We start from the raw sequence: 21,782 nt of genomic DNA, 5'->3' as shown, positions 1-21,782 counted from the left end.
CAAATCCATCACGTTGGCATGGGCATTGCTTTGCATTCTGTGGGCCATTGGCCGTGCCATGCCCATGCAACGCGAATCGGTCAGGGCTTTTCGCTCCCTGCGCCGACGGTGGCTGACGGAGACGTCTGCGAGGTGTGTCCGCGGCCGCCAGGCTTGCCGTCGGAGGCGTTACCCGATCCGGTGCCGGGGCCCTTCGCATCGGGGACCGGCTTGACGTTGGCGGGGTTGCGGCTCGGCGGGTGTTGCAGCTTGGCCAGCAGTTCGCCGCAGGGGCTGTCCTTGCCGGGGCCGAGTTCGAGCAACGGGATGAGCGCGGTGTACGGGGCGAGCACGCCCAGTGCAATGGCACCCCCTGCGCGAGCCACGAGCGTCGGTACATTGACGCCCACGTCCGGATGCTTGAAGGTGCCGCGCACATACAGCGGCGAGCGCAACGACAGCAGGCCGAAGTGCTTCGGCTCGGGGCGGATCGTCAGGTTGAAGTGTTCGCGCTTGAGGTCGACCTGACCCGTCACCCCAATGCTGGTGTCGTCGGTGTCGATCACGAAGGTGCGGGCGTCCATCAGGCCGTCGCGCACGGCAAAGTCGGCGGCGGCGCAGCGCATTTCGATCTGCTTGTCGCCGAAGAGCTTCGTCAGCACGATGTTGCCGACGTTCAGCCCCATGTATTGCAGCAGCAGCTTACTGACCGAGCCTTGGTCGATGAGCGTCTTGATCTCTCCGTTCGACGAGCCGGCCAGCGCCGCAATCGAGTTGCCGGTGGCGGTCAGGGCCGCGTCGCCATTCACTTCGCCGACACTCGTTTTCATCAGATCGACGTCGGGCAGCAGCTGCTTCATTTTCAGATGGCGCAGTGAGATCTGCGAATCCACCTTCATCGGTTCGGCCTGTCCGTTGAGGACGAGCGTCGACGTAATGCGTCCGCCCGCCACGCCGAATTCCAGCGGGCGCAGCGAGAGCACGCCGTCGTCCAGCACGAGATGCGTGACGAGGTTGTCGATCGGCAGGCTCTTGTCCTTGATGATCTTGCGGCCGGTGAATTGCACGTCTGCGTCGATGGCGCGCCAGCGGTCCGTCTTGAACGGATCGACCGGCAGCACCTTGTCGGACGGCGGCGCTTTCGGCTTGCCCGACAGGTCGCTGCCGCCCGACGGATTCTGTCCGCCGATGGCCGGTCCCAGATCGACCAGACGCAATTGATTCGAGACGACCGCGCCTTGCAGAATGTTGCGCGGCTCGCGCTGGCGGAACACCAGCGTGCCCGAGAGATCGCTCTGACCGACCTTACCCTGGAAGCGCTCGTACCGCCAGACACCGGCGGTATGCAGCAGGTGCCCGTTGGTTTCGTAAGAGGGGGTCTCCGGCAGCAGCACGCCGGTAATCGGATAAAGGTCGGCCATCGTCGGCCCGGCCAGACGCAGGTGCATGTCGAGTGCAGAGAGGGTGGCCGGATTCGTGAACGTGCCCTTGGCGGCGATCTGCGTGCGGCCGATGCGCACGCTCGCGTCGAGCGGATAGGGCTCGCCGGAGTCTTCGAGCGAGAGGACGTCGCCGCCACGCGCTTTACCGGTGACGGCGACCTTGCGGAACGTGCCTTTCAGCGAGACACCGATGCCGTAGGGGGCCTGACCGTCGATGGTGGCGATGTTGGCCGTCAGATCGAGTTGTTGCGGCGCGAGATTGGCGCGCACCACACCGTCTTCGAGAATCAGACGTCCGATGCGGAATTTCCACGGCGACGGCTGGCCATCGCCCTTCGTGAAGGTCCAGTTGTTGCGCCCGTCCGCCTGCTGTTCGATGACAACCTTCGGTGCGGACAGCGCGACTTCGGGCAGCACGATGTGCTTGTCGAGCAGGGGCAGCCATTCGAGCGAGAACGTGAGCCGGCCCACCGAGATCATGTTCGGCTCCTGACTCCACGCAACGTTGCCTAACACGATATCATTCGCGATCAGGCGAGGCCGCGGCAGCCAGCGCCCCAGACCCGGGGCCTGCGCATTCGGGGCCAGCCAGTGCAGCGAAAGGTCGCCCCGGATGGCAAACGGGCGGCCCGTCGCGGTGCTCACCTCCCGGTTGATAAAGGGCCGGGCGTAGTTCCAGTCAAACCACGTGATGAACGCCGCGAATGCCAGCACGATGGCGACTATCGTGATCGCCAGCCATTTCAAGGACGTTACCCATCGCATCATGAACAGTACCCCGTCGATCGTTGTAACTCCGGTGCCTGCCACGCCATCGGAGAAGGATTATGACGCGAACCGCCGTTTCGGCGGCCTCGCGCGCTTGTACGGTGACGACGGTCTCGCGCGTCTGCGTGAAGCCCACGTGGCCGTCATCGGCATCGGCGGCGTTGGCTCGTGGGTGGCCGAAGCGCTGGCGCGCAGCGCCGTGGGCCGACTCACGCTTATCGATCTCGATAACGTCGCCGAAAGCAATACCAATCGTCAGGTGCACGCACTCGATGGCAACTACGGCAAACCCAAAGTTGCCGCGATGGCCGAACGGATCATGGCCATCAATCCTGGTTGCCAGCTTACGCTCGTCGAGGACTTCGTCGAACTGGAAAATCTCGACGCCATGTTGGGCGGCGGCTTCGACTGGGTGGTCGACGCCATCGACAGCGTTCGGGTGAAGACGGCGCTCATCGCATGGTGCGTAGCGCATAAGCAGCGTCTGATCACCGTGGGCGGTGCAGGCGGTCAGATCGATCCGACACGGATTCGTATCGACGATCTCACCCGCACGATCCAGGATCCGCTACTTGCGAAAGTGCGTGCGCAATTACGCAAGCAACATGGATTTGTCCGTGGTCCGAAAGCCAAGTTCAACGTGCCGGCCGTGTACTCGGACGAGCCGTTGCACTATCCGGAAGCAGTGTGCGCGCCGGGCGAAACGCCCCAAACGTCCGATGCCGCTGTGGCTCCGCAGGGCTTGAATTGCGCCGGTTTCGGTTCGAGCATGTGTGTCACAGCGACATTCGGTATGGCCGCCGCAGCTCACGTTTTAAAGCAGGTGACGAAGGTCGGACGTTGAAATCGGCTCGGTGCGGGCACTCACGTGCCCGAGATTTTCCCAAGCCTCGCGCGTCACGTCTGTAACCAAAAGTTACGAAAGGGTGGCGGGTCGCTGTGCGGCGCACAGGAAATACCTCTCGATCAGTCTCTCGATTTCCAAAACAACAACGGCCGGAGAATCTCCGGCCGTTGTTGTTTGCAGCGCGTTGTTTCGTTATGCATAACGAAACAACGTGAATGCGGCACTGCCGCAATGAGAACGTCTCAGCGCAACTCGCGACGCAGCACCTTGCCCACGGGCGTCTTCGGCAGTTCGGTGCGGAACTCGATGACGTGCGGCACCTTGTAGTTCGTCAGATGCTGGCGGCAGAAGTCGATGATGGCCTTCTCCGACAGATCCTGCGATTTCTTGACGATCACTGCCTTGACTGCTTCGCCGGTCCGCTCGCTCGGCACGCCCACGACCGCTGATTCCAGCACGCCCGGGCACATCGCGAGCACGCTCTCGACTTCGTTCGGATAGACGTTGAAGCCCGACACGATGATCATGTCCTTCTTGCGATCGGTGATGCGCACGTAGCCTTGTTCGTCGATCGTGCCGATGTCGCCGGTGCGCAGCCAGCCGTCAGGCGTAATGGTCTTGGCCGTCTCGTCGGGGCGATGCCAGTAGCCCTTCATGACTTGCGGGCCGCGCACGCAGATCTCGCCTTCCTGGCCGAAGCCCAGCGCTTCGTTGGCATCGTTGCGAATGCTGACTTCGGTCGACGAAATCGGCAGACCGATGGAGCCGTTGAACTCGCTGCCGAGCGGATTGATACACACGGCAGGCGACGTCTCGGTCAACCCGTACGCCTCGATCAGCGGGTGCCCCGTGACCTTCTGCCAGCGTTCGGCCACCGCGCGTTGCACGGCCGCGCCACCGCCCAGTGCGCACTTGAGCGCGGTGAAGTCGAGCTGATCGAAGCCCGGCGTGTTGAGCAAACCGTTGAAGAGCGTATTCACGCCCGTCATGAACGTGAACTTCCACTTGCCCAGTTCCTTCACGAAGCCGGGCATGTCGCGCGGGTTGGTGATGAGCAGGTTGAGTGCGCCGAGCTGAAGGAACACCAGACAGTTCGCCGTCAGACAGAAGATGTGATACAGCGGCAGCGCTGTGACGATGATCTCCTTGCCCTCTTCGAGACCCGAGCCGATCCACGCGCGCGCCTGCAACATGTTGGCGATCATGTTGTAGTGCGTGAGCATCGCGCCCTTGGCCACGCCGGTCGTGCCGCCGGTGTATTGAAGGAAGGCGATGTCGTCGTGATCGAGTTGCGCTTCCTCGAACTTGGCGCGTGCGCCTTGCGCCATGGCCGTGCGAAAGGGTACGGCGTGCGGAATGTTCCACTCGGGCACCATCTTCTTCACGTGACGCACGACGTAGTTGACGATCCAGCGCTTCGGTGCGGGCACCATATCGCCGATGGCCGTGGTGATGACGTGCTTGACCGGCGTATTCGGCAACGCCTTTTGCAGCGTGGCGGCGAAGTTCTCGATGACGAGGATCGCGCCGCAATCCGCGTCCTTCAATTGATGTTCGAGTTCACCCGCCGTATACAGCGGGTTGACGTTCACGACGACCATGCCTGCGCGCAGGATGCCGAAGACAGCCACCGGATACTGGAGCAGGTTCGGCGACATGATGGCCACACGCGATCCGCGTTGCAATCCGGGCAGGCTTTGCAGATACGCGGCGAAGTCGCGCGACTTGCGCTCGAGGTCGGCAAACGTCAGCGTGACACCGAGATTGGTGAACGACGGACGATTCGCGAACTTCTGGCAGCTTTGCAGAAACACATCGTTCAGCGAACGATAAGTGTTGACGTCGATCTCGGCCGGTACGCCGGGCGGATAGCTTTTGAGCCAGACTTTATCCATGAGCGCCTCCTTGGACTGGTTTTTATCGCATCTGGCGCGCCGGGGGAAGTACCAGTGAAAAAGTACAGGGCGACCGATGCATCGTTTCATCGCATGTCGTGTGGGGGTGCGAGCGGGGCGTCTCCTTGCCCGATTCTGCCTCGCGTGCGCAGCGGGTGCGCCATTCGATGCGTTGCAAAAAGCCGTAGCATACCGTGCCGTCTCCGGCGCGAGCACATGGAAAGCCCTGATTTGATGCGGGTTTGCGTGGAGTAATTGTTCTAGCGGCAAAGGCTTGCCAGTGAGGGGGATTCCGCGCTAATCCCGCATGAATTGCCCGATGCGGCGAGAAAACTGGGGATATGACAAAAGAATTGCAAAAAACACTTGCGTGGTGAGTTGGTTTCTTACATAATTCTGTTCTCACAGCGCGGCTGTAGCTCAGTTGGATAGAGTACTTGGCTACGAACCAAGGGGTCGTGGGTTCGAATCCTGCCAGCCGCGCCATCTATTTCGAGGGTCTCCTCACGGGGAGACCCTTAGTTTTTCGGGAGAGTCCTTCCGTTGATGCACCGAGTGTCATGCACCGGTCAGTATCGATGAAAGGCAAGCCGACAGCAGCAGGATCGTCTGATCGGTGTCTCGTGCAGTAAGTGCGGCTGTAGCTCAGTTGGATAGAGTACTTGGCTACGAACCAAGGGGTCGTGGGTTCGAATCCTGCCAGCCGCGCCAACTCAGTTGGCAAAAACGCTCCAGAGGCGAAAGCTTCTGGAGCGTTTTTCGTTTACCGCTCACCCTTGATGTCATCCATTCATCGGGTGCGAGCGTGACGGCATCCCTCTCGCGAATGCCGTCACCGCAATGACGATCAACTCGTCGTCTGTCCCACCTGCCAACCCAAGCCCAGCGCCTTTTGCAACGTCACGAACGACTTGAGCAGTTGTGCGTCGCCCGCAATCCGGTCCTGCTCGGCAGAGAAGCGTGTGCGTTCGGCGTCGAGCCAGTCGAGCGTGCTTGCCGTGCCAGCGCGGTAACGCTGGCGGGTGAGCGTTGCCGCACGCGTGGCCGATGCTTCCACACTGCGCAAACGGTAGACGTTCTCACGCTGATGACCGTAGCGTGCCAGTGCGACGTCGGCATCACGCAACGCCGTGAGCACCGCACTCTCATACTTGGCCTGTGCCTGATCGCGTCCCGCCTTGGCACCGTCGACGCCTGCCTGCACACGTCCGAAGTCGAGCACGTTCCATTGCAGGCGCGGCAGCGTCATCCAACTGAAGTTGTCCTTGCGCACGAGATGTCCCGGATCGAACGCCGAATACCCGAGTTCGCCCATGATCGAGAGCTTCGGAAACCAGTTGGCGGTTTGCACGCCGATCTGTGCGTTCTGTGATGCGAGACGCCGCTCGGCCGCACGAATGTCCGGGCGCGCCTGCAACAACGCCGACGGATCGCCGATGGCTACCTTCGCGGGGACATTGGGCAATGCCTTGGGCGACTTGAGTGTCTCATCCAGCGAGCCCGGTGCGCGCCCCGTCAGGAGTGCCAGTTGATCGAGCGATTCGATGACGTCGGCTTCCAGTGGCAGCACCCGCGATTGCGTCTGCTCGACCTGCGTGAAGAGTCGCTCGACGTCCAGCTCCGAGGCCACGCCGCCTGCACGCCGCTGACGTGTGAGTTCGAGCATCTCGCCTTCGAGCTGCGCCGAGTCGCGCACCAGCGCAAGCCGGGCCTGCTGGTCGCGCAGCGCCACGTAGTTCTGCGCGACCTCCGCCGCCAGTTGCACGTGCGCGTCGGCGAGGTCTTCCGACGCCGCGTCGGCATCGGCGCTCGCAGCTTCCACGGCGCGACGCGTACCGCCGAACAGATCGATCTCCCAACTGGCGTCGAAACCGGCGACGTAAAGGTCGAGGGGGCCGCGTCCGCCGCCACCGCCATTGCCGGTCAGCATGCCGAGATCCGGCGAGCGCGTGCGCAGCATGGCAGCGTCGACGGTGGCCTTCGGCAACAAGTCCGCCTGATGGCTGCGAAGACTGGCGCGCGACTGACGCACTTTCGCCTGCGCCGCGCGGATATCGGGGCTATGGGCGATGGCGTCGTCGATCAGCGCGGTGAGCTGCGGATCGTCGAGCGCGGTCCACCAGCGTGCTACGCCGGGCGCGTGCGCTTCGACGCCTTCGCCCGCATGAGCAAAGGTCGCGCCGGTGCGCAGTGCGTCGCCGGCCACGTCGGGCGCGCCGCGATAGTCGGGGCCAACCGTGCAGCCTGCGACGAGAAAGGCGGCCGCGACGGCCAGCGTTTTGAGATGAAAAGTCATGATCGTTCAATGCCCGCCGGAGCTGAAACCGGCCGGTTGCTTGAGCATCAGGGCGAGCGGCACGCAGAGCAGCAGTGCGATCCCCAACGCATAAAAAGTCTCGGAAAACGTGATGACGCTGGCCTGTCTGGCGATCTCGGCGGCAAGCTGCGCTGTCGCCTGCAATTGCGCATGAACCATGTCGCCCGTCTGCGCGAAAAAGCCTGCCGCATTGGACGAGAGATGTTCCTGTCCCATCGGGTTGTTGGCGGTGAGCGACTCACGCAGCACGGCGTCGTGATAGTCCGTGCGGCGATCGATCAGCGTGCCCAGCAGCGCGAGGCCAACCGAGCCGCCTAGATTGCGGGCCATGTTGTAGAGGCCTGCGGCGTCGCCGGCGTCCTCTGCAGCCACTGCCGCCATCGAAGCCTGATTGAGCGGCATCATCGCGAGCATCTGTCCAACGCCGCGCAGCAACTGCGACAACGTGAAATCGTGCCCCACGCTTTGCGCCGTCAGATCGATGTCGAGCATGCAGCTCGCGAAGAAGCAGAGCAGCCCGAGAATCACCAGCAGACGGATGTCCACGCGACTGATGAGGCGCGGCAAGAACGGCATCATCAAAAACGCGGGCAAGCCCGAAAGCAACATGATGTTGCCGGACTGCTGCGCGTTGTAGCCCGCAATCGTGGCGAGGAACTGTGGCAGCAGATACGACACACCGTAAAGCCCGGCACCGACGGTGAACACGATGTAGATCACGCTGGCGTAGTTCTTGTTGCCCAGCAGCGCGAGTTTGACGATGGGCTTCTCGGCGGTGAACTGCGCCACGAGCATCATGCCGATGCCAATGACCGAGAACACCGACAGCCAGATGATCATGTGCGAATCGAACCAGCGCTCGCGCTGTCCTTCTTCGAGCACGACGGTGAGCGTACTCAGTCCGATCGTCAGACCTACGATACCCAGCCAGTCCGCTTTGAGGAACGCCTGCAAATTGGTCGGTTCGCGCTTGAGGCCCAGGCCGAGCAACGTCACGATGGCCGCAGAGAGCGGCAGGTTCAGGAAGAAGCACCAGCGCCAGTTCGCATTTTCGGTGAGCCAGCCGCCGACCACCGGACCGAGCAGCGGGCCGAGCAGAACGATCAGGCCGAACATCGCCATGCCGACACCCATCTGATGCCGGGGTAGACGCGTGCGAATGATCATCTGGGCCGTCGGAATCATCGCGCCGCCTGCGAAGCCCTGGCCGATCCGGCCGACCACCATCTCGGTCAGGCTGCTCGACACACCGCACATCATCGAGAACAGCGTGAAGAAGACGGCGTTGAGCATCAGAAAGCGACGCAATCCGAGCACGCGTGTGAGCCACGCAGCGAGCGGAATCATGACGATTTCGGACATCAGGTAGCCCGTGGAAATCCACGTGCCCTCGGTGCCCGACGCCCCGATTTGCCCCTGAATCTGCGGCAGTGCCGAGTTGGTAATCGAGATGTCGAGCGTGGCGAGCAGCGCGCCGAGCGCTCCGGCGGCAACGGCGATCCAGTCCGACGCGTTCGCGTTGGCCGGTTTGGCTGCTGCGCCGGCGATGCCAGCGGCCCCGGTGTTAGCCACGTTGGACTCCGCTAGCCGGTGCGGTACTGGCGTTCGACGGCGTGTTCGTCGCGGGGCCGACGCCCGAGCCGAGCGGCGCGCTGAGCGACACCTTTGTCGGTGCCGCTGCCGTCTTTTGGGTCGTTGCGTGCGTGTCGACGTCTGCCGTCACCGACAGGCCGGGCAGCAGCACGGCGCGCAGCGATTCCGGGGCATCGAGGCGAATACGCACCGGCACGCGCTGCACGATCTTCGTGAAGTTACCCGTCGCGTTTTGCGCGGGCAGCAGAGCGAACTGCGAGCCGGTACCCGGGGAGACGGAGTCGACCACACCGTGGATCGGCTCGCCGGGTAGCGCGTCGACGTGAATCGTCACGGGTTGACCGGGGCGCATATGACCGACCTGCGTTTCCTTGAAGTTCGCCGTCAGATAGACGTTCTGCACCGGCACGACCGTCAGCAGACGGGTGCCGGGTTGTGCGAACTGGCCCACGCGAACGGCACGGTCGCCGACGCGTCCGGCCAGCGTGCTCTTGACCACGGTATCGGCAAGATCGAGTTCGGCCTTGCGGGCGCTGGCCTGTGCCACGGCCAGTTGGGCCTTGGCCTGTGCGAGCGCCGCGGTCAACGTATCGGTCTGACGCTCGGTCGACTGAAGGCTGGCTTCGTTGCTCTTGAGCGAGGCATCCGCGCGGGTGCTGGTGTTACGCAGCTCGGCCAGTCGTTCGTCCGTCTCCGCGCCGGTCGCCACGAGCGGGGCGTAGCGCTTGACCTGACCGGCCGAGTAAGCGGCGTTTGCCTTTGCGCTGTCGAGTTCGGCGCGCGCCTGCGCAATCGTCGCGGCGTGTTGCGAAAGCTCGGCCTGTGCGCGGGCGACGTCCGCCTCACGCGCCACGACCGTCGCCGTCGCCTCGTCGTATGCGGCCTGATACTGACGCCCGTCCAGCCGCACCAGCGGTTGTCCGACCGTCACCGTTTCGTTGTCGCGCACCAGCACCTCGGTGACGTAGCCGCCGACCTTCGGCGCGACCGTCATGCTGTCGGCTTGCAGATAGGCGTCATCGGTCGATTCAATGAAGCGACCCACGAACCACCAGTGCGCGCCCCAGCCCAGCCCCGCAACGACGCCCAGCGCAAGCGCGCCCAGCAGCAGCTTCTTGCGACGCGGATTGGCCGGGGCCTTCGTCTGGCCGGGCTTTCCGGCGTTTTCCATCGCCTTTGCGGCGGGGGCGTCGGCCGGACGCTCCATCGTGTGCACCGGTTCCGACGGTTTGACCTGTGTTGCGGTATTCATGGGAAATTCCCCAAATTATTCCAATTGGCAGAATTATTCCAGTTGATCGATTTATGTCAAGTGTTATATTTTTGACGAAAGTTTTGGGAAGCAAGGAGAGTCATGACAGGGACATCACGTGCCGGGCGCGTTCGCATGCAGAGCACAGCCACGCGCCCGCGGCATGCGGTCGATACCGGCTATCAGCGCGGCGAGGAAACGCGTGCGCGCATCATCCTCGCGGCAATCAAGTGTTTCGGCGAGTTCGGCTTTGCCGGGGCGTCCACGCGCGACATCGCAAACGAGGCGGGCGTGAACGCCCCGGCGCTTCAGTACTACTTCGACAACAAGGAGGGGGTGTACAAGGCCTGTGTCGAGTACATCCTGGGGCTGGTACTCGGGCAGATGGGCGAGGCGATCGAGTCGGCCGAACGGGTGATGGCCGATCCCGATGCGACCGACAAGCAGCTCATCGACGCCTTCTGCGAGTTACAGAATCGCAAGGCGGGTTTCATGGAGGAAGTGCCTGAGATCGAGGGCTGGAACATGTTCATGGCCCGCGAGCAGGCGGGGCTCGGGCCGGAGGCGGGATTCAAGGTGTTTCACGATCGCTTTTCGCGCCGTCTGGCGTCTGTGGGCGCGAACATCGTGACGCGGCTCGCGGGCGTTGCGCCCGACGACGAGGCGATGCGGATACGCGCCGTGTGCATCAGCACGCTCGGGATGGCGTTTCGCGTGATGCGCCGTTCCGTCGACAGCTCGATGGGATGGGACTCGGAGCCGAACCCGGATCGCAATCGGATGGTGCGCGAAGCCGTGCTGGAGCAGACGCGTTACTTGCTGGAGCGCACGGTGCGGCAGCGCAAGGCAGCCGCGAAGTCGTGAGGAGCTGAACGACGTGACACGCGCCGATATGTGAAGCGGCGCGTGAATCGGAAAAGAGACGGGGCATCCATGGATGCCCCGTCTCTTTTTGTCACTGCGTGTGGTGAACGCTTACGATTGCGTCGCCGTGCGCGCCTGCGGCTCCCCGTCGCGTTTGCGGTACCACAGGAAGTAGATCAGCAGCACGGCGGCTACGAACGGCACCCCGAAGATCATCGTCATGCGGAACACGCCGGTCAGGAGCGTCGTGAGCATGATGGCGGCCATGAGTGCGGCCCCCAGCAGCGTGAGCCACGGAAAGCCCCACATGCGAAACGCCAGCGGCGGATGATTCTCGCGTCGCCATGCGCGACGGAAGAAGAAGTGCGTGACGAAAATCATCATCCACGTGAGCATTGCGCCGAACATCGAGATCGCCATCATGAACGTGAACGACGACTCGGGGTACAGGAAGTTCACGAGCGTCGCCAGCGCAATGCCGACCGTCGAGAGCAGCAGGGCGGCCAGCGGCACGCCGCGCTTGTTCACTTCGCCGAAGCGGGCGGGCGCATAACCGGCGCGCGAGAGCGAGAACATCATGCGGGTCGTAATGTAGAGCTGGCTGTTCATCGACGAGAGCGCCGCGATCAGCACCACGAAGTTGATCACGCCTGCTGCACCCGGAATGTTGATGGCCTGCATCACCTTCACGAACGGGCTTTCGTCCTGTCCGGCGGCGGTCCACGGCACGATGGCGAGCATCAGCGCGAGCGTGAGCAGATAGAACAGCACGAGACGCACGACCGTCGAGCGGAAGGCGCGCGTCACGGCGCGCTCCGGGTTCTCGGCTTCACCGGCGGCCACGGCGATCATCTCGATGGACAGATAGCTGAAGATCGAAATGATGACGGCCACCCACATGCCCCAAAGCCCCTTCGGAAAGAACCCGCCGTGCGCGGTGTAGTTCGCGAATCCGGCGGGAGAATGCGCCCCGTCGGCCACGGAACCCGGTGCAATGAACACCACGTAAGCGCCGATCAGAATGAACACGACGATGGCCGTGATCTTGATGAGCGAGAAGCCGTATTCGATGGCACCGAACAGATTCACCGACATGGCGTTCACGAGCACGAGCGCAGCGGAGAAGCCGGCGACCCAATACCAGCCCGGCACCTGCGGGAACCAGTACTTCATGTAGACGGCGATGGCGCTGACCTCGGTGCCCACGGCCAGCACGATGCACGACCAGTAGGCATAGCGCACGAGAAAACCCGCCCACGGTCCGATGTAGTGTTCTGCGTACGCGCCGAACGAGCCCGACGTCGGATGCGCGACGGTCATCTCGGCAAGACATCCCATGAGCATGAGCGCGATGAGCGCCCCGATGGCATAAGAGATCAGCACGCTCGGCCCGGCGAAGCCGATGGCAAAGCCGCTGCCCAGAAAGAGACCGGTGCCGATGGCGCCGCCAATGGCGATCATGGCCATCTGGCTGGCGGTCAGCGAGCGTCGCAAGCCTTGTTCGCGGCGCGTGATGTGCGAGAAATCGCGCTTGCCGGACGAAGATGACGAGGAAGACGAAGGGGGCTGGGGAGTACGCGTCATGACACACCTTTCACAACAAAAAGTTGAAGCGTGCTACGGGGGAGGGCGCGAGCCCGTCCGGAACGGAACGATGCTCGCGCCAGCCGCTTAGAAGATGTGGCGGATGCCTGTGCCCACACCGACTTGTGTCGAGTTACCCGGCAGTTCGACGCGTGCTGCGCCGCTGACCTTGTTGTAATCGACCGTGCCGTAGAGCTGCGTGCGCTTGGACAGTGCGTACTCGGCGAGCAGCACGTACGTGTAGCGACGGCCCGAACCGGCATCGCCCGCCTGGGCGTTGATGTTCTTGATGTCGTCGAAGTACGCTGCGCCCGTGATCGCGAGGTTCGGCATCGCTTGAATGGTCGTGCCGAGGTAGAACGTCGTGTCCTTGCGCGGGTTGTCGTTCAGGTTGCCCGTCGTGACCGTGTGCGCCGGATCGTTGAGCGTGCCGTCGAGCCAGCCGCTGCGATCGCGTCCGCCCATGTAGCCCACGAACACCTTGGCGATGGAGACGCTATAGATACCGCCCAGGCCCCACATCTGCTGCACACGCTTGGCAGCGTCGCGCGCCTGTTGATACACGCCGGCGACCTGGAACGGACCCATCGCATACGCGGCGCGTGCACCCCAGTAGTTGCTGGCAGCCATCGTGCCGGCCGTGTTGCCGAAGCCGTACGTTGCACCGACCGACAGACCGCCGAACGTGCCGGCGTAGCTCACCGCGTTATCCACACGGCCGCGCGTGATGTTGTACATCCACGAGTTGTTCGCGTAGTTGCCGATGGTGAGCGGGTCGAAGTCGCCGTAGACGTTGAACGCCTCGGTGGCCTGACGGCCGATCTTGATCGTGCCGTACTGGTTTTGCAGGCCGACGAACGCATAACGGTCGAACAGACGCGGACCGTTGGCGAGCGTGCCGTTTTGCGGGTTGATACCCGATTCCAACTGGAAGATCGCCTTCATGCCGCCGCCGAGGTCTTCCGTGCCCTTGAAGCCGAAGCGGCTGTTGGTCACTGCACCGTTGGCGACTTGCCACAGGGCGTCGTTATTGGCGTTCGAGTTGGTCTGATAGCGCACGCTCTGGTCGACGATCCCGTACAGGGTGACGTTGCCCGAACTTTGTGCTGCGGCGGTGGTGCTGAGGGTCAGGCCGCAAGCGGCCGAGAGGATGGCCAGACTGGCCGGAATTGCAGACTTCATGGGTCTCCTGGTGACGCCTTGTAGACGTTTTATGAATGCTCTTTAAAAACGATCCGCCGTTCCTTCCGATATAGGAGACAGCGGATTCTGCTCGGCACGATGACTGCAATATCTGAAAGCGCCCCACGGGGAATGTCTCACCCTTGCGGCGCGGGGCCGAGGGCTATCATATCAACGCAAAAATTGAATTTGCTTGCTATTTCTATCAAGCAACTGGCGGTAAATCGAAGGATCTGCCAGAATCCTGGGAAACTTGATGGATTCTGCCGATGAACCTCGACCTAGCCGATCTGCGTATCCTCCGCCATCTCGAACTCAATGGCCGCATTTCCAATCAGGAACTGGCGGATGCCGTCGGGCTGTCGCCGTCGGCATGCCTGCGCCGGGTGAAATTGCTGGAGGATCGGGGAGTGATTTCCGGATACCGCTGCATCGTGGACGCACAGCATATCGGGCTGGAGTTCGAAGCGCTAGTGCAAATCACGCTGCGTCCGGACGTCGATCAGTGGCATGAAAAGTTTCTGGCGGCCGTACAGAACTGGCCCGAAGTGGTCACCGCGCGCATCGTCACCGGATCGGCGAACTACATCTTGACGGTAAGAGCGCGCAACCTCGCGCATTACTCCGACTTTATCGTCAATGAGCTGTATCGAGCACCGGCCGTTATGTCGATTCAATCGAACATTGTCCTAAAGACAATCAAGAACACGCAGTCGCTTGTCGACCTCGTGAAGCAGAAATAAAAAAATATAGAACATATTAACTATTCTCAAAGTACGAGAGAGAATTCTTAAAAGAAGAGACGCAGCATGGCAGTGATCACCACCATCGAGGACTTGCGGGTTCTCGCGCAACGGCGCGTACCGCGCATGTTTTACGAGTATGTCGATTCCGGCTCGTGGACCGAATCCACGTATCGGGCCAACGCCGACGATTTCGGTGGTATCGGTTTCCGTCAGCGGGTGGCGGTCAACATCGAGCATCGCAGCACGCGCACGACGATGCTCGGCCAGTCGGTGGCGATGCCGGTTGCGTTGGCGCCCACGGGCATGACCGGCATGCAGCATGCCGATGGCGAGATCCTGGCGGCGCGCGCAGCGGAGGCGTTCGGTGTGCCGTTCACACTTTCGACCGTGTCGATCTGTTCCATCGAGGACGTGGCGGCGCACACCAAAGCGCCGTTCTGGTTTCAGCTGTATGTCATGCGCGATCGCGACTTCATCGAGCGTCTGATCGACCGGGCGAAGGCGGCTGGGTGCTCGGCGTTGATGGTGACGATGGATCTGCAAATCAGCGGTCAGCGTCACAAGGACATCAAGAACGGACTGTCGGCTCCGCCGAAGCTCACGTTGCCGAACATCGCGAACATGATGACCAAGCCGCGCTGGTGCATGGGCATGCTGGGCACGCGTCGTCGCACGTTCGGCAATATCGTCGGGCATGCGAAGGGCGTGGACGACATTGGCTCGCTGGCGGCGTGGTCGGCGGCGCAGTTCGATCCGTGCCTGTCGTGGGACGACGTCGAGTGGATCAAGAAGCGCTGGGGCGGCAAGCTGGTGCTCAAGGGCGTGCTCGATCCGGAGGATGCGCGTGCTGCACGCGATACCGGGGCGGATGCCATTGTGGTGAGCAATCACGGCGGCCGGCAGTTGGACGGTGCGATCTCGTCGATCCGCGCGCTCCCGGACATCGTGGCGGCGGTGGGCCGCGACACGGAAGTCTGGCTCGACGGCGGGATTCGCTCGGGGCAGGACGTGATCAAGGCGATGGCGCTGGGCGCGAAGGGCACGCTGATCGGGCGTCCGTTCCTGTACGGTCTGGGCGCGATGGGGGAGGCCGGTGTGCGTCGCGCGCTGGAGGTGATTGCAAAGGAGATGGACGTGACGATGGCGCTCACGGGCCGCACGACCGTCGACCGTCTCGACCCGTCGATGCTGATCCCGGGCAGCTACCCTACGGGCATCGGCCCGTACTTGCCGGAGCCGGGCGGCCGCTAGCTAGCCCCCGCGTCAATCAGAAAAGCCGCAGCGACTCGCTGCGGCTTTTTTCGTTTCCGTACCAGGAAAGCGGCTTGAAGTTCGGGCGGTCTGAGGTCAGACACGCCCGACACCCTGCATCAATGATGATGTTTGCGATGACCGCGACGCTTGCCGCGATAGTGGTCGTCGTCGTACGAGCTGGAGCGGGACATGTTGCCGCCGAGCGCCGCACCGGCACCACCGCCGACGGCAGCTCCAATCAGGCCGCCCGAGCGTCCGCCCATGGCATTGCCCGCCGCCGTACCCGCGCCACCGCCCAACGCACCGCCGAGAATCGCGCCTGTGCGCTCGCGACGGTTCGACGTGATCGCGCCGCCGGCACCCCCGCCGACCGCACCGCCCAGCACCGCACCGGTACTCCCACCCAGCGCGCCGCCCACGGCCGCGCCGGCTACGCCGCCCAGCGCACCGCCGAGGGCATTGTTCATATCACTGGCGCTCGCGCTCAGAGAGGTCGTTGCAGCCAGCGTGGCCATCGCCACGATCGGAAAAATTCGCTTGAACATGAGTCTTGATTAGAATTCGGATGAACGCGACGCAAGTATAAAGAGACCCCGCTGCGCCGCCGTCGCCCTAATGTTTCACTTCTCGTAAGACGGGTAACAAAGTGTTTCGGTGCGTGCAATCACGACGCATCGACGCTATCGACATTCTCTCCACCGTCGATGTCCGGCGTCTCCACGTCCGCCGCGCGCCGTCGCGCCCCCACCTTCATCTCCGCCACGAAGCGGTACAACTGCGCCGCCGCCGGCGAGAGCGGACGCGCCTTGCTGCGAATCATTCCCATGCGACGCGTCACCACCGGATCGACCAGCGGCACACTCGTGAGCAACGGATGACCGCTGCCCGGCATCGCCATCGTCGGCACGGCCGCGACGCCCAGACCCGCTTCCACCAGCCCGATCATCGTCGTGACGTGCTGCGTCTCGCAAATACTCGGCGGACGTTGCGGCAACCCGGTCAGCGCCTGATCGAGCAACAGCCGGTTGCCCGAGGCCTTGCCGACGGTGATGTAGTCGTACTCGTAAAGCTCGCGCCACGTCACGCGCTTCTTGCCCGCCAGCGGATGATCGCGACGGCATGCCGCCACGTACCGCTCCTGCAACAGCAGCTTGAACTCGATGTTCGGCTCCTGACTGCCGATGAAATTCAGCCCGAAATCGGCGTCGCCGTTCACCACGGCTGCCAACACTTCGTTGGCGCTCGCGTCGAGCACCGAGACCCGAATGCGCGGGAAGGCCCGGTGATAGCGCGAGATCACTTGCGGCATGAAGTAATAGGCGGCCGACGGCACACAGGCAATCGTCACATGACCTAGGCTGGAAGATGCTACGTCGCGAATCCCAAGCAGCGCGTTGTCGAGATCGTCGAGAATCCGCTCGGCATCTCGGGCGAAGGCCCGCCCGACGTTGGTCAGCGCCACACGACGCGTACTGCGCTCGAAGAGTTTGACGCCCAACGCGTCTTCGAGCTTGTCGATGCGACGCGAGAGCGCGGGCTGGGAGAGATGGATCGACTCGGCCGCGCGGCGGAAGCTCGCGAGTTGCGCGACGGCGCGAAAGGCCTGCAGATCGTTCAGATCGAAGTTGATCGCCATGACATGGGGGAATGAATGCCGTACAAGCACACGGCGGACCCGGAAACCCTTAATGGCAAGGGGACGCGGGCAAATACCGGCGCGGCGCAGAGTGTAACGTGTTACCGCTCGGTAGGTGCATTAGCATCCTGCCATTGATAGCGTATGTGCATCAATCCTTCCAAAACTTGCAATTCACAAGCGCGGAACTTCCGGCGCAACATTAGCGGCTTCATCAAGCGTCCGTGACGGCCCGACACGTCCTGGCAGAGACGCAGTGCGACGATTAATCTCGGCCCGACCCCCCGGGCCGCAGGCAACACGGAGACAGCGCATGTCACAGCGCCCCCAAGACGCGGTTTCGCGTCAACCCTCGAAAGTCGGCGCGGTCATTCGCGTCACCGCCGGTAACTTCCTCGAACAATTCGATTTCTTCCTGTTCGGTTTCTACGCCACCCAGATTTCGCGCGTCTTCTTCCCGACGGACAGTGAGTTTGCATCGCTCATGCTGACCTTCGCCGTCTTCGGCGCAGGCTTCCTGATGCGTCCGCTCGGCGCCATCGTGCTGGGGGCTTATATCGATAACGTCGGCCGTCGCAAAGGGCTGGTCACGACGCTGGCCATCATGGCGAGCGGCACGATCCTCATCGCCTTCGTGCCCGGCTACGAAACCATCGGTCTCGCCGCTCCCGTGCTGGTGCTGATCGGCCGTTTGCTGCAAGGCTTCTCGGCCGGTGCCGAACTCGGCGGCGTGTCCGTGTATCTCGCGGAAATCGCCACGCCGGGCCGCAAGGGTTTCTACACGAGCTGGCAGTCGGCCAGCCAGCAGGTCGCCATCGTCGTCTCGGCGGCGCTCGGCTTTACGTTGTCGCTCACGCTCACTGCGCAGCAGATCGCGTCGTGGGGCTGGCGTCTGCCGTTCCTCGTGGGCTGCATGATCGTGCCGGTGATCTTCGCGTTGCGCCGCTCGCTTCAGGAAAGCGACGAGTTCAAGGCACGCAAGCGTCACCCGTCGGTCAGCGAAGTTTTCCGCTCGATGGCGGCGAACCTCGGCGTCGTGATCGGCGGCACCATGCTCGTGGCGCTGACCACGACGGCGTTCTACCTCATCACCGTCTACGCGCCGACGTTCGGCAAGAGCGTGCTGCACCTGTCGAGCGCGGACGCGCTGCTCGTCACGCTATGCGTGGGTGTGTCGAACTTCATCTGGTTGCCGATCGGCGGTACGTTGTCGGACCGTATCGGGCGTCGTCCGGTGTTGCTGCTGTTTGCCGGTCTCACGCTGCTGACGGCGTACCCGGTGCTGTCGTTCCTCGTGCAGGCCCCGAGCTTCACGCGCATGCTGGTCGCGCTGCTGTGGCTCTCGTTCCTGTACGGCATGTACAACGGCGCGATGATCCCGGCGCTCACCGAAGTCATGCCGCCGGATGTGCGCGTCGCGGGTTTCTCGCTCGCGTATAGCCTCGCAACGGCGCTCTTCGGCGGCTTCACGCCCGCTCTGTCGACGTATCTGATTCACGCGACGGGCGACAAGGCTGCACCGGGTTACTGGATGAGCTTCGCCGCACTGTGCGCCATCTGCGCGACGCTGGCGCTCTATCGTGGCCGCCGCGGCGGTCAGAACCCGGCCGGACTTGCGGCCGGCTGATTTAGCTGACTGACAACACAAAACATCACCGGATACCGGACGCCGCGAAACAACGGCGTCCGCATCATCCCAACGCACAATAACGAGAGACAGGTCACACCATGAAAGCCATTTCGACGCGACGTTTGCTGAGCGCACTGGGCGCAGGCATCGTTCTGACGGCGACGCTCGGCGCCGCACCGGCGAGCGCAGAAAATCTGAACGTGATGAACTCAGGCGGTTTCACGGCGGCGTACAAGCTGCTGCTGCCGAAGTTTGAAGCCGCGAGCGGCGATCACGTCGACACGGCGTGGGGGCCGTCGATGGGTAAGGCGCCCGAGGCGATCCCGAACCGGTTGGCGCGTGGCGAATCGGCCGACGTCGTGATCATGGTCGGTTACGCGCTCGACGACCTCATCAAGGCAGGTAAGGTCCGTGCGGACTCGCGCGTCGATCTGGCCGACTCGCGCATCGGCGTCGTGGTGAAGGCGGGCGAGGTCGTGCCTGACGTGAGCACGCCGGAGAAGCTGAAGGCAGCGTTGCTGGCGGCCAAGTCGGTCGCGTACTCGGACAGCGCGAGCGGCGTGTATGTCGAGCGCGAACTGTTCAAGAAACTGGGCATTGCCGAGCAGATGCAAGGCAAAGCGGTGATGGTGCAGAAGACGCCTGTGGCCGAGAAGGTTGCGGCGGGTGATTACGCACTGGGTCTGCAACAGGTCAGCGAACTGCTGCCCGTCAAGGGCATTGCCTACGCGGGCAAGATTCCCGAGTCGCTGCAATCGGTCACGCGCTTCGCCGGTGGCGTGCCCGTGAGCGCACCGCATCCGGAAGAAGGCAAGAAGTTGCTGACGTATATGGCTGCGCCGTCCGTGGCGAAGGATGTCGCTTCGACCGGTCTGGATCCGCTGGCGCACTGAGCACTGCGACCTCCGGTATGAAAGCCGACGCGGCCCGACTTTCGTCGGGCCGTTTTTTTTGCTCGCCTTACTGGTCTTCCGTTGTTGCCGGTCCGGTCATCGGTTTGATCTGAATTTTCGCGACGTTGCCGTCGACGCCCAGCACGGTGATGATCCGTTGCGAAAGATCGTCGTACAGCGACTGACCGACTTGCAGCGACGTTTGCACCGGTCGTGGGCCTGACGGGGTATTGGTTGGGTCGACAATCGAACTCGCGATGATGTTCTCCAGTGGGTTCGATACCCGGATGGTGACACCGGTTGCCAATGGGGAGTTATCGTCCCAATCGTCGAAGCGCTTATCGGGGCGACGATATTCCAGCTGCAATTCGGAGCCGTCTTTGCGAGGAATTCGGAGGCCGACCGGCGCGGCGGCTCCCGCCGGGCTTCCATGTGAACCGGCGGGGCGTTTGGTCCAAATCGCCGCCAGTGTGAACGTGGTGCTCGGGTCGGCGTCCAACACGAGTGGATCGTCGTCTTCGGTAAGCCAACCGGCGTAACGCTGGTAGTTCACGGGATACGTTCCGTTGTGTAACAAAGACATCGGATCGGTGATGTCCTCCATGGTCGTTGTCGTGCAGTTTGCATTGAGGTGCCATTGACCGTGATTCTGTTTGCAGTTCCCAATGGTCGTCGCGTCAGAGAACCCTGCTATGCGTCCAAACAATGGGGCGATCCAGCGCACCCCTCCCAGACCCATCGACACCATCCATCGATTTGAGGGCTCGGCGAAGTCCTTGCCGTAACAGGCGCCAACATTCATTGGCGTGTCGATAAGGAAGTAATCGTATTGGCTCAGATCGATCTTTTTGGCATGTAGAGCGTCCTGCGTTGCTTTTATTATGGCTTCCGGATCGCAATTTTCTGGGACTGCGCCGAGGTCGACGATCTCCGGCACCGGATGTTTGCGAGCGTCCGGTCGGGCATCGACAAGATTCAATTTCCCTCTCGACACCTCGTCGATGTAACCCCAAAAACTGAAGGGACGCATGCCCGGCTCAGTTCCGAACAAGATGTCCAGAATCTCACTTGGGTAGTTGTAGGGGTAATCGGTGAAGCTGACCGGAACGAAAAGCAGCTTCTTGGTGCCGATCAGGTCCGTACGTGGCGGGCGCGTTCTCTGAAGCCGATACCACTGCGTGTCCGTCGCGTCCGATGACGGTGAGAGGCCGAGCTGCTGACGTTTCGCGTCGTAATTCAGACTCTGCTGCTTTTCGGGATCGCTGAAGGCCCCGTTCCTGAGCAACATTCCCCCTTTGCGCCCCTCGCCGATGATCCACGTGTCGGCAAGGCTCAAATCCCCGTCGCACTGTTTGAGCACCAGCCCGCCAGACCAGGGCACGGCGGTCAGGCACCGCGAGTCGTCGTCCGAGTTGTGGATGAAGTAGTTTCCTGTGTCCACGGGGTCGATTCGCCATAACTGGCCTTTCGATCCGTCGCATGCCTCCAGCGAGATGTTGTCGCCATCGGCTGACGCGTTCAGACACGCAAGCGCGTCGCCCTTGAACGCCTTGATCGGTCCCGGGCCTGCCGCGGGCGCGCTGAGCGCCGGGGCGCAGATCAGTGCCGACACCATCGCAACCGCCATCAGTCGATGCTTCATTTGCCATTCCTTATCGGGGGGAGGGGGAGCCAGAAGAGCGTCAAAAGAGGCTAGGAGCATTGCCCGCGAGCGAGAGGAAAAGCGCGTGAATTCGAGTGTTTTCCTCGCGGTCCGTGATCGCTGCGGATGAGCGAATCCCGATAGCGAATATGTGAAATAATTTTTCGCTTCGGCGTCGAGGCCGGATTGGTCGACAATGACGTACCACGTACCTGCCGGATAAGGACGTCGCACCGGACGACGTCGATACCATCGATT

16 protein-coding genes and 2 tRNA genes are annotated in these 21,782 nt (G+C 62.6%); 8 read left to right on the top strand and 10 right to left on the bottom strand.

Going from position 1 to position 21,782, the window contains the following annotated elements; translation table 11 throughout:
• Positions 1-80: 80 nt before the first annotated feature.
• Positions 81-2,189, bottom strand: coding sequence for an AsmA family protein (locus tag PAQ31011_RS18355; RefSeq protein ID WP_246179648.1), 2,109 nt, complete (start codon positions 2,187-2,189; stop codon positions 81-83).
• Between PAQ31011_RS18355 and PAQ31011_RS18350 the strand changes: the two genes are divergently transcribed.
• Positions 2,188-3,033, top strand: coding sequence for a tRNA threonylcarbamoyladenosine dehydratase (locus PAQ31011_RS18350; protein WP_150577163.1), 846 nt, complete (start codon positions 2,188-2,190; stop codon positions 3,031-3,033). The genes PAQ31011_RS18355 and PAQ31011_RS18350 overlap by 2 nt on opposite strands.
• Positions 3,034-3,278: 245 nt before the next feature.
• Here the strand turns inward: PAQ31011_RS18350 and PAQ31011_RS18345 are convergent, their stop codons facing one another.
• Positions 3,279-4,931, bottom strand: a complete 1,653-nt coding sequence (locus PAQ31011_RS18345; protein ID WP_150577162.1) for an AMP-binding protein — start codon at positions 4,929-4,931, stop codon at positions 3,279-3,281.
• A gap of 409 nt (positions 4,932-5,340) precedes the next feature.
• Between PAQ31011_RS18345 and PAQ31011_RS18340 the strand changes: the two genes are divergently transcribed.
• Positions 5,341-5,417 (top strand) — tRNA-Arg (locus PAQ31011_RS18340).
• 148 nt (positions 5,418-5,565) lie between these two features.
• Positions 5,566-5,642, top strand: a tRNA-Arg gene (locus tag PAQ31011_RS18335).
• 136 nt (positions 5,643-5,778) lie between these two features.
• On the opposite strand, the gene PAQ31011_RS18330 is transcribed toward PAQ31011_RS18335, so the two are convergent.
• The 3 genes from PAQ31011_RS18330 to PAQ31011_RS18320 are packed head-to-tail and all read right to left on the bottom strand — an operon-like array spanning position 5,779 to position 10,048.
• Positions 5,779-7,227, bottom strand: coding sequence for an efflux transporter outer membrane subunit (locus tag PAQ31011_RS18330; protein ID WP_150577161.1), 1,449 nt, complete (start codon positions 7,225-7,227; stop codon positions 5,779-5,781).
• Between the two features lie 6 nt (positions 7,228-7,233).
• Positions 7,234-8,820, bottom strand: coding sequence for a DHA2 family efflux MFS transporter permease subunit (locus tag PAQ31011_RS18325; protein WP_246179647.1), 1,587 nt, complete (start codon positions 8,818-8,820; stop codon positions 7,234-7,236).
• A complete protein-coding gene (locus tag PAQ31011_RS18320) occupies positions 8,813-10,048 on the bottom strand; it encodes an HlyD family secretion protein (protein WP_150577293.1) in 1,236 nt (411 codons plus the stop codon). Before PAQ31011_RS18320 ends, PAQ31011_RS18325 begins: the two co-directional genes overlap by 8 nt.
• A 147-nt stretch (positions 10,049-10,195) precedes the next feature.
• On the opposite strand from PAQ31011_RS18320, the gene PAQ31011_RS18315 reads away from it, so the two are divergent.
• Positions 10,196-10,957, top strand: a complete 762-nt coding sequence (locus PAQ31011_RS18315) for a CerR family C-terminal domain-containing protein (RefSeq protein ID WP_246179646.1) — start codon at positions 10,196-10,198, stop codon at positions 10,955-10,957.
• A gap of 111 nt (positions 10,958-11,068) precedes the next feature.
• Here PAQ31011_RS18315 and PAQ31011_RS18310 read toward each other — a convergent pair whose 3' ends face one another.
• A complete protein-coding gene (locus tag PAQ31011_RS18310; protein WP_150577160.1) occupies positions 11,069-12,541 on the bottom strand; it encodes an amino acid permease in 1,473 nt (490 codons plus the stop codon).
• Between the two features lie 87 nt (positions 12,542-12,628).
• Positions 12,629-13,723 carry a porin gene (locus PAQ31011_RS18305; RefSeq protein WP_150577159.1) on the bottom strand — a complete coding sequence of 365 codons (1,095 nt, stop codon included), beginning with the start codon at positions 13,721-13,723 and terminating at the stop codon, positions 12,629-12,631.
• 269 nt (positions 13,724-13,992) lie between these two features.
• Between PAQ31011_RS18305 and PAQ31011_RS18300 the strand changes: the two genes are divergently transcribed.
• Positions 13,993-14,466, top strand: coding sequence for an Lrp/AsnC family transcriptional regulator (locus PAQ31011_RS18300; protein ID WP_039396747.1), 474 nt, complete (start codon positions 13,993-13,995; stop codon positions 14,464-14,466).
• Positions 14,467-14,532: 66 nt separating this feature from the next.
• A complete protein-coding gene (locus PAQ31011_RS18295; protein WP_150577158.1) occupies positions 14,533-15,720 on the top strand; it encodes an alpha-hydroxy acid oxidase in 1,188 nt (395 codons plus the stop codon).
• 119 nt (positions 15,721-15,839) lie between these two features.
• Here the strand turns inward: PAQ31011_RS18295 and PAQ31011_RS18290 are convergent, their stop codons facing one another.
• Together PAQ31011_RS18290 and PAQ31011_RS18285 are read right to left on the bottom strand one after the other, a co-directional pair.
• On the bottom strand, positions 15,840-16,268 hold the full coding sequence (locus PAQ31011_RS18290; RefSeq protein ID WP_150577157.1) for a hypothetical protein: 429 nt from the start codon (positions 16,266-16,268) through the stop codon (positions 15,840-15,842).
• Positions 16,269-16,387: 119 nt separating this feature from the next.
• Positions 16,388-17,359, bottom strand: a complete 972-nt coding sequence (locus PAQ31011_RS18285) for a LysR family transcriptional regulator (RefSeq protein WP_246179645.1) — start codon at positions 17,357-17,359, stop codon at positions 16,388-16,390.
• A gap of 313 nt (positions 17,360-17,672) precedes the next feature.
• On the opposite strand from PAQ31011_RS18285, the gene tcuC reads away from it, so the two are divergent.
• Positions 17,673-18,986, top strand: a complete 1,314-nt coding sequence (gene tcuC / locus PAQ31011_RS18280) for an MFS transporter (protein ID WP_150577156.1) — start codon at positions 17,673-17,675, stop codon at positions 18,984-18,986.
• Positions 18,987-19,087: 101 nt separating this feature from the next.
• Positions 19,088-19,882 (top strand): substrate-binding domain-containing protein, encoded by a 795-nt coding sequence (locus PAQ31011_RS18275; RefSeq protein ID WP_150577155.1) that lies wholly within the window; start codon positions 19,088-19,090, stop codon positions 19,880-19,882.
• Between the two features lie 67 nt (positions 19,883-19,949).
• On the opposite strand, the gene PAQ31011_RS18270 is transcribed toward PAQ31011_RS18275, so the two are convergent.
• Complete coding sequence (locus tag PAQ31011_RS18270; RefSeq protein WP_150577154.1) at positions 19,950-21,524, bottom strand: RICIN domain-containing protein; 1,575 nt, start codon at positions 21,522-21,524, stop codon at positions 19,950-19,952.
• Positions 21,525-21,782 lie beyond the last annotated feature (258 nt).

This window comes from Pandoraea aquatica (assembly GCF_902459565.1).
Taxonomy (GTDB): domain Bacteria; phylum Pseudomonadota; class Gammaproteobacteria; order Burkholderiales; family Burkholderiaceae; genus Pandoraea; species Pandoraea aquatica.
Note: the sequence above shows the minus strand (reverse complement) of the source record. Positions and strands in the feature narration are given on the sequence as shown.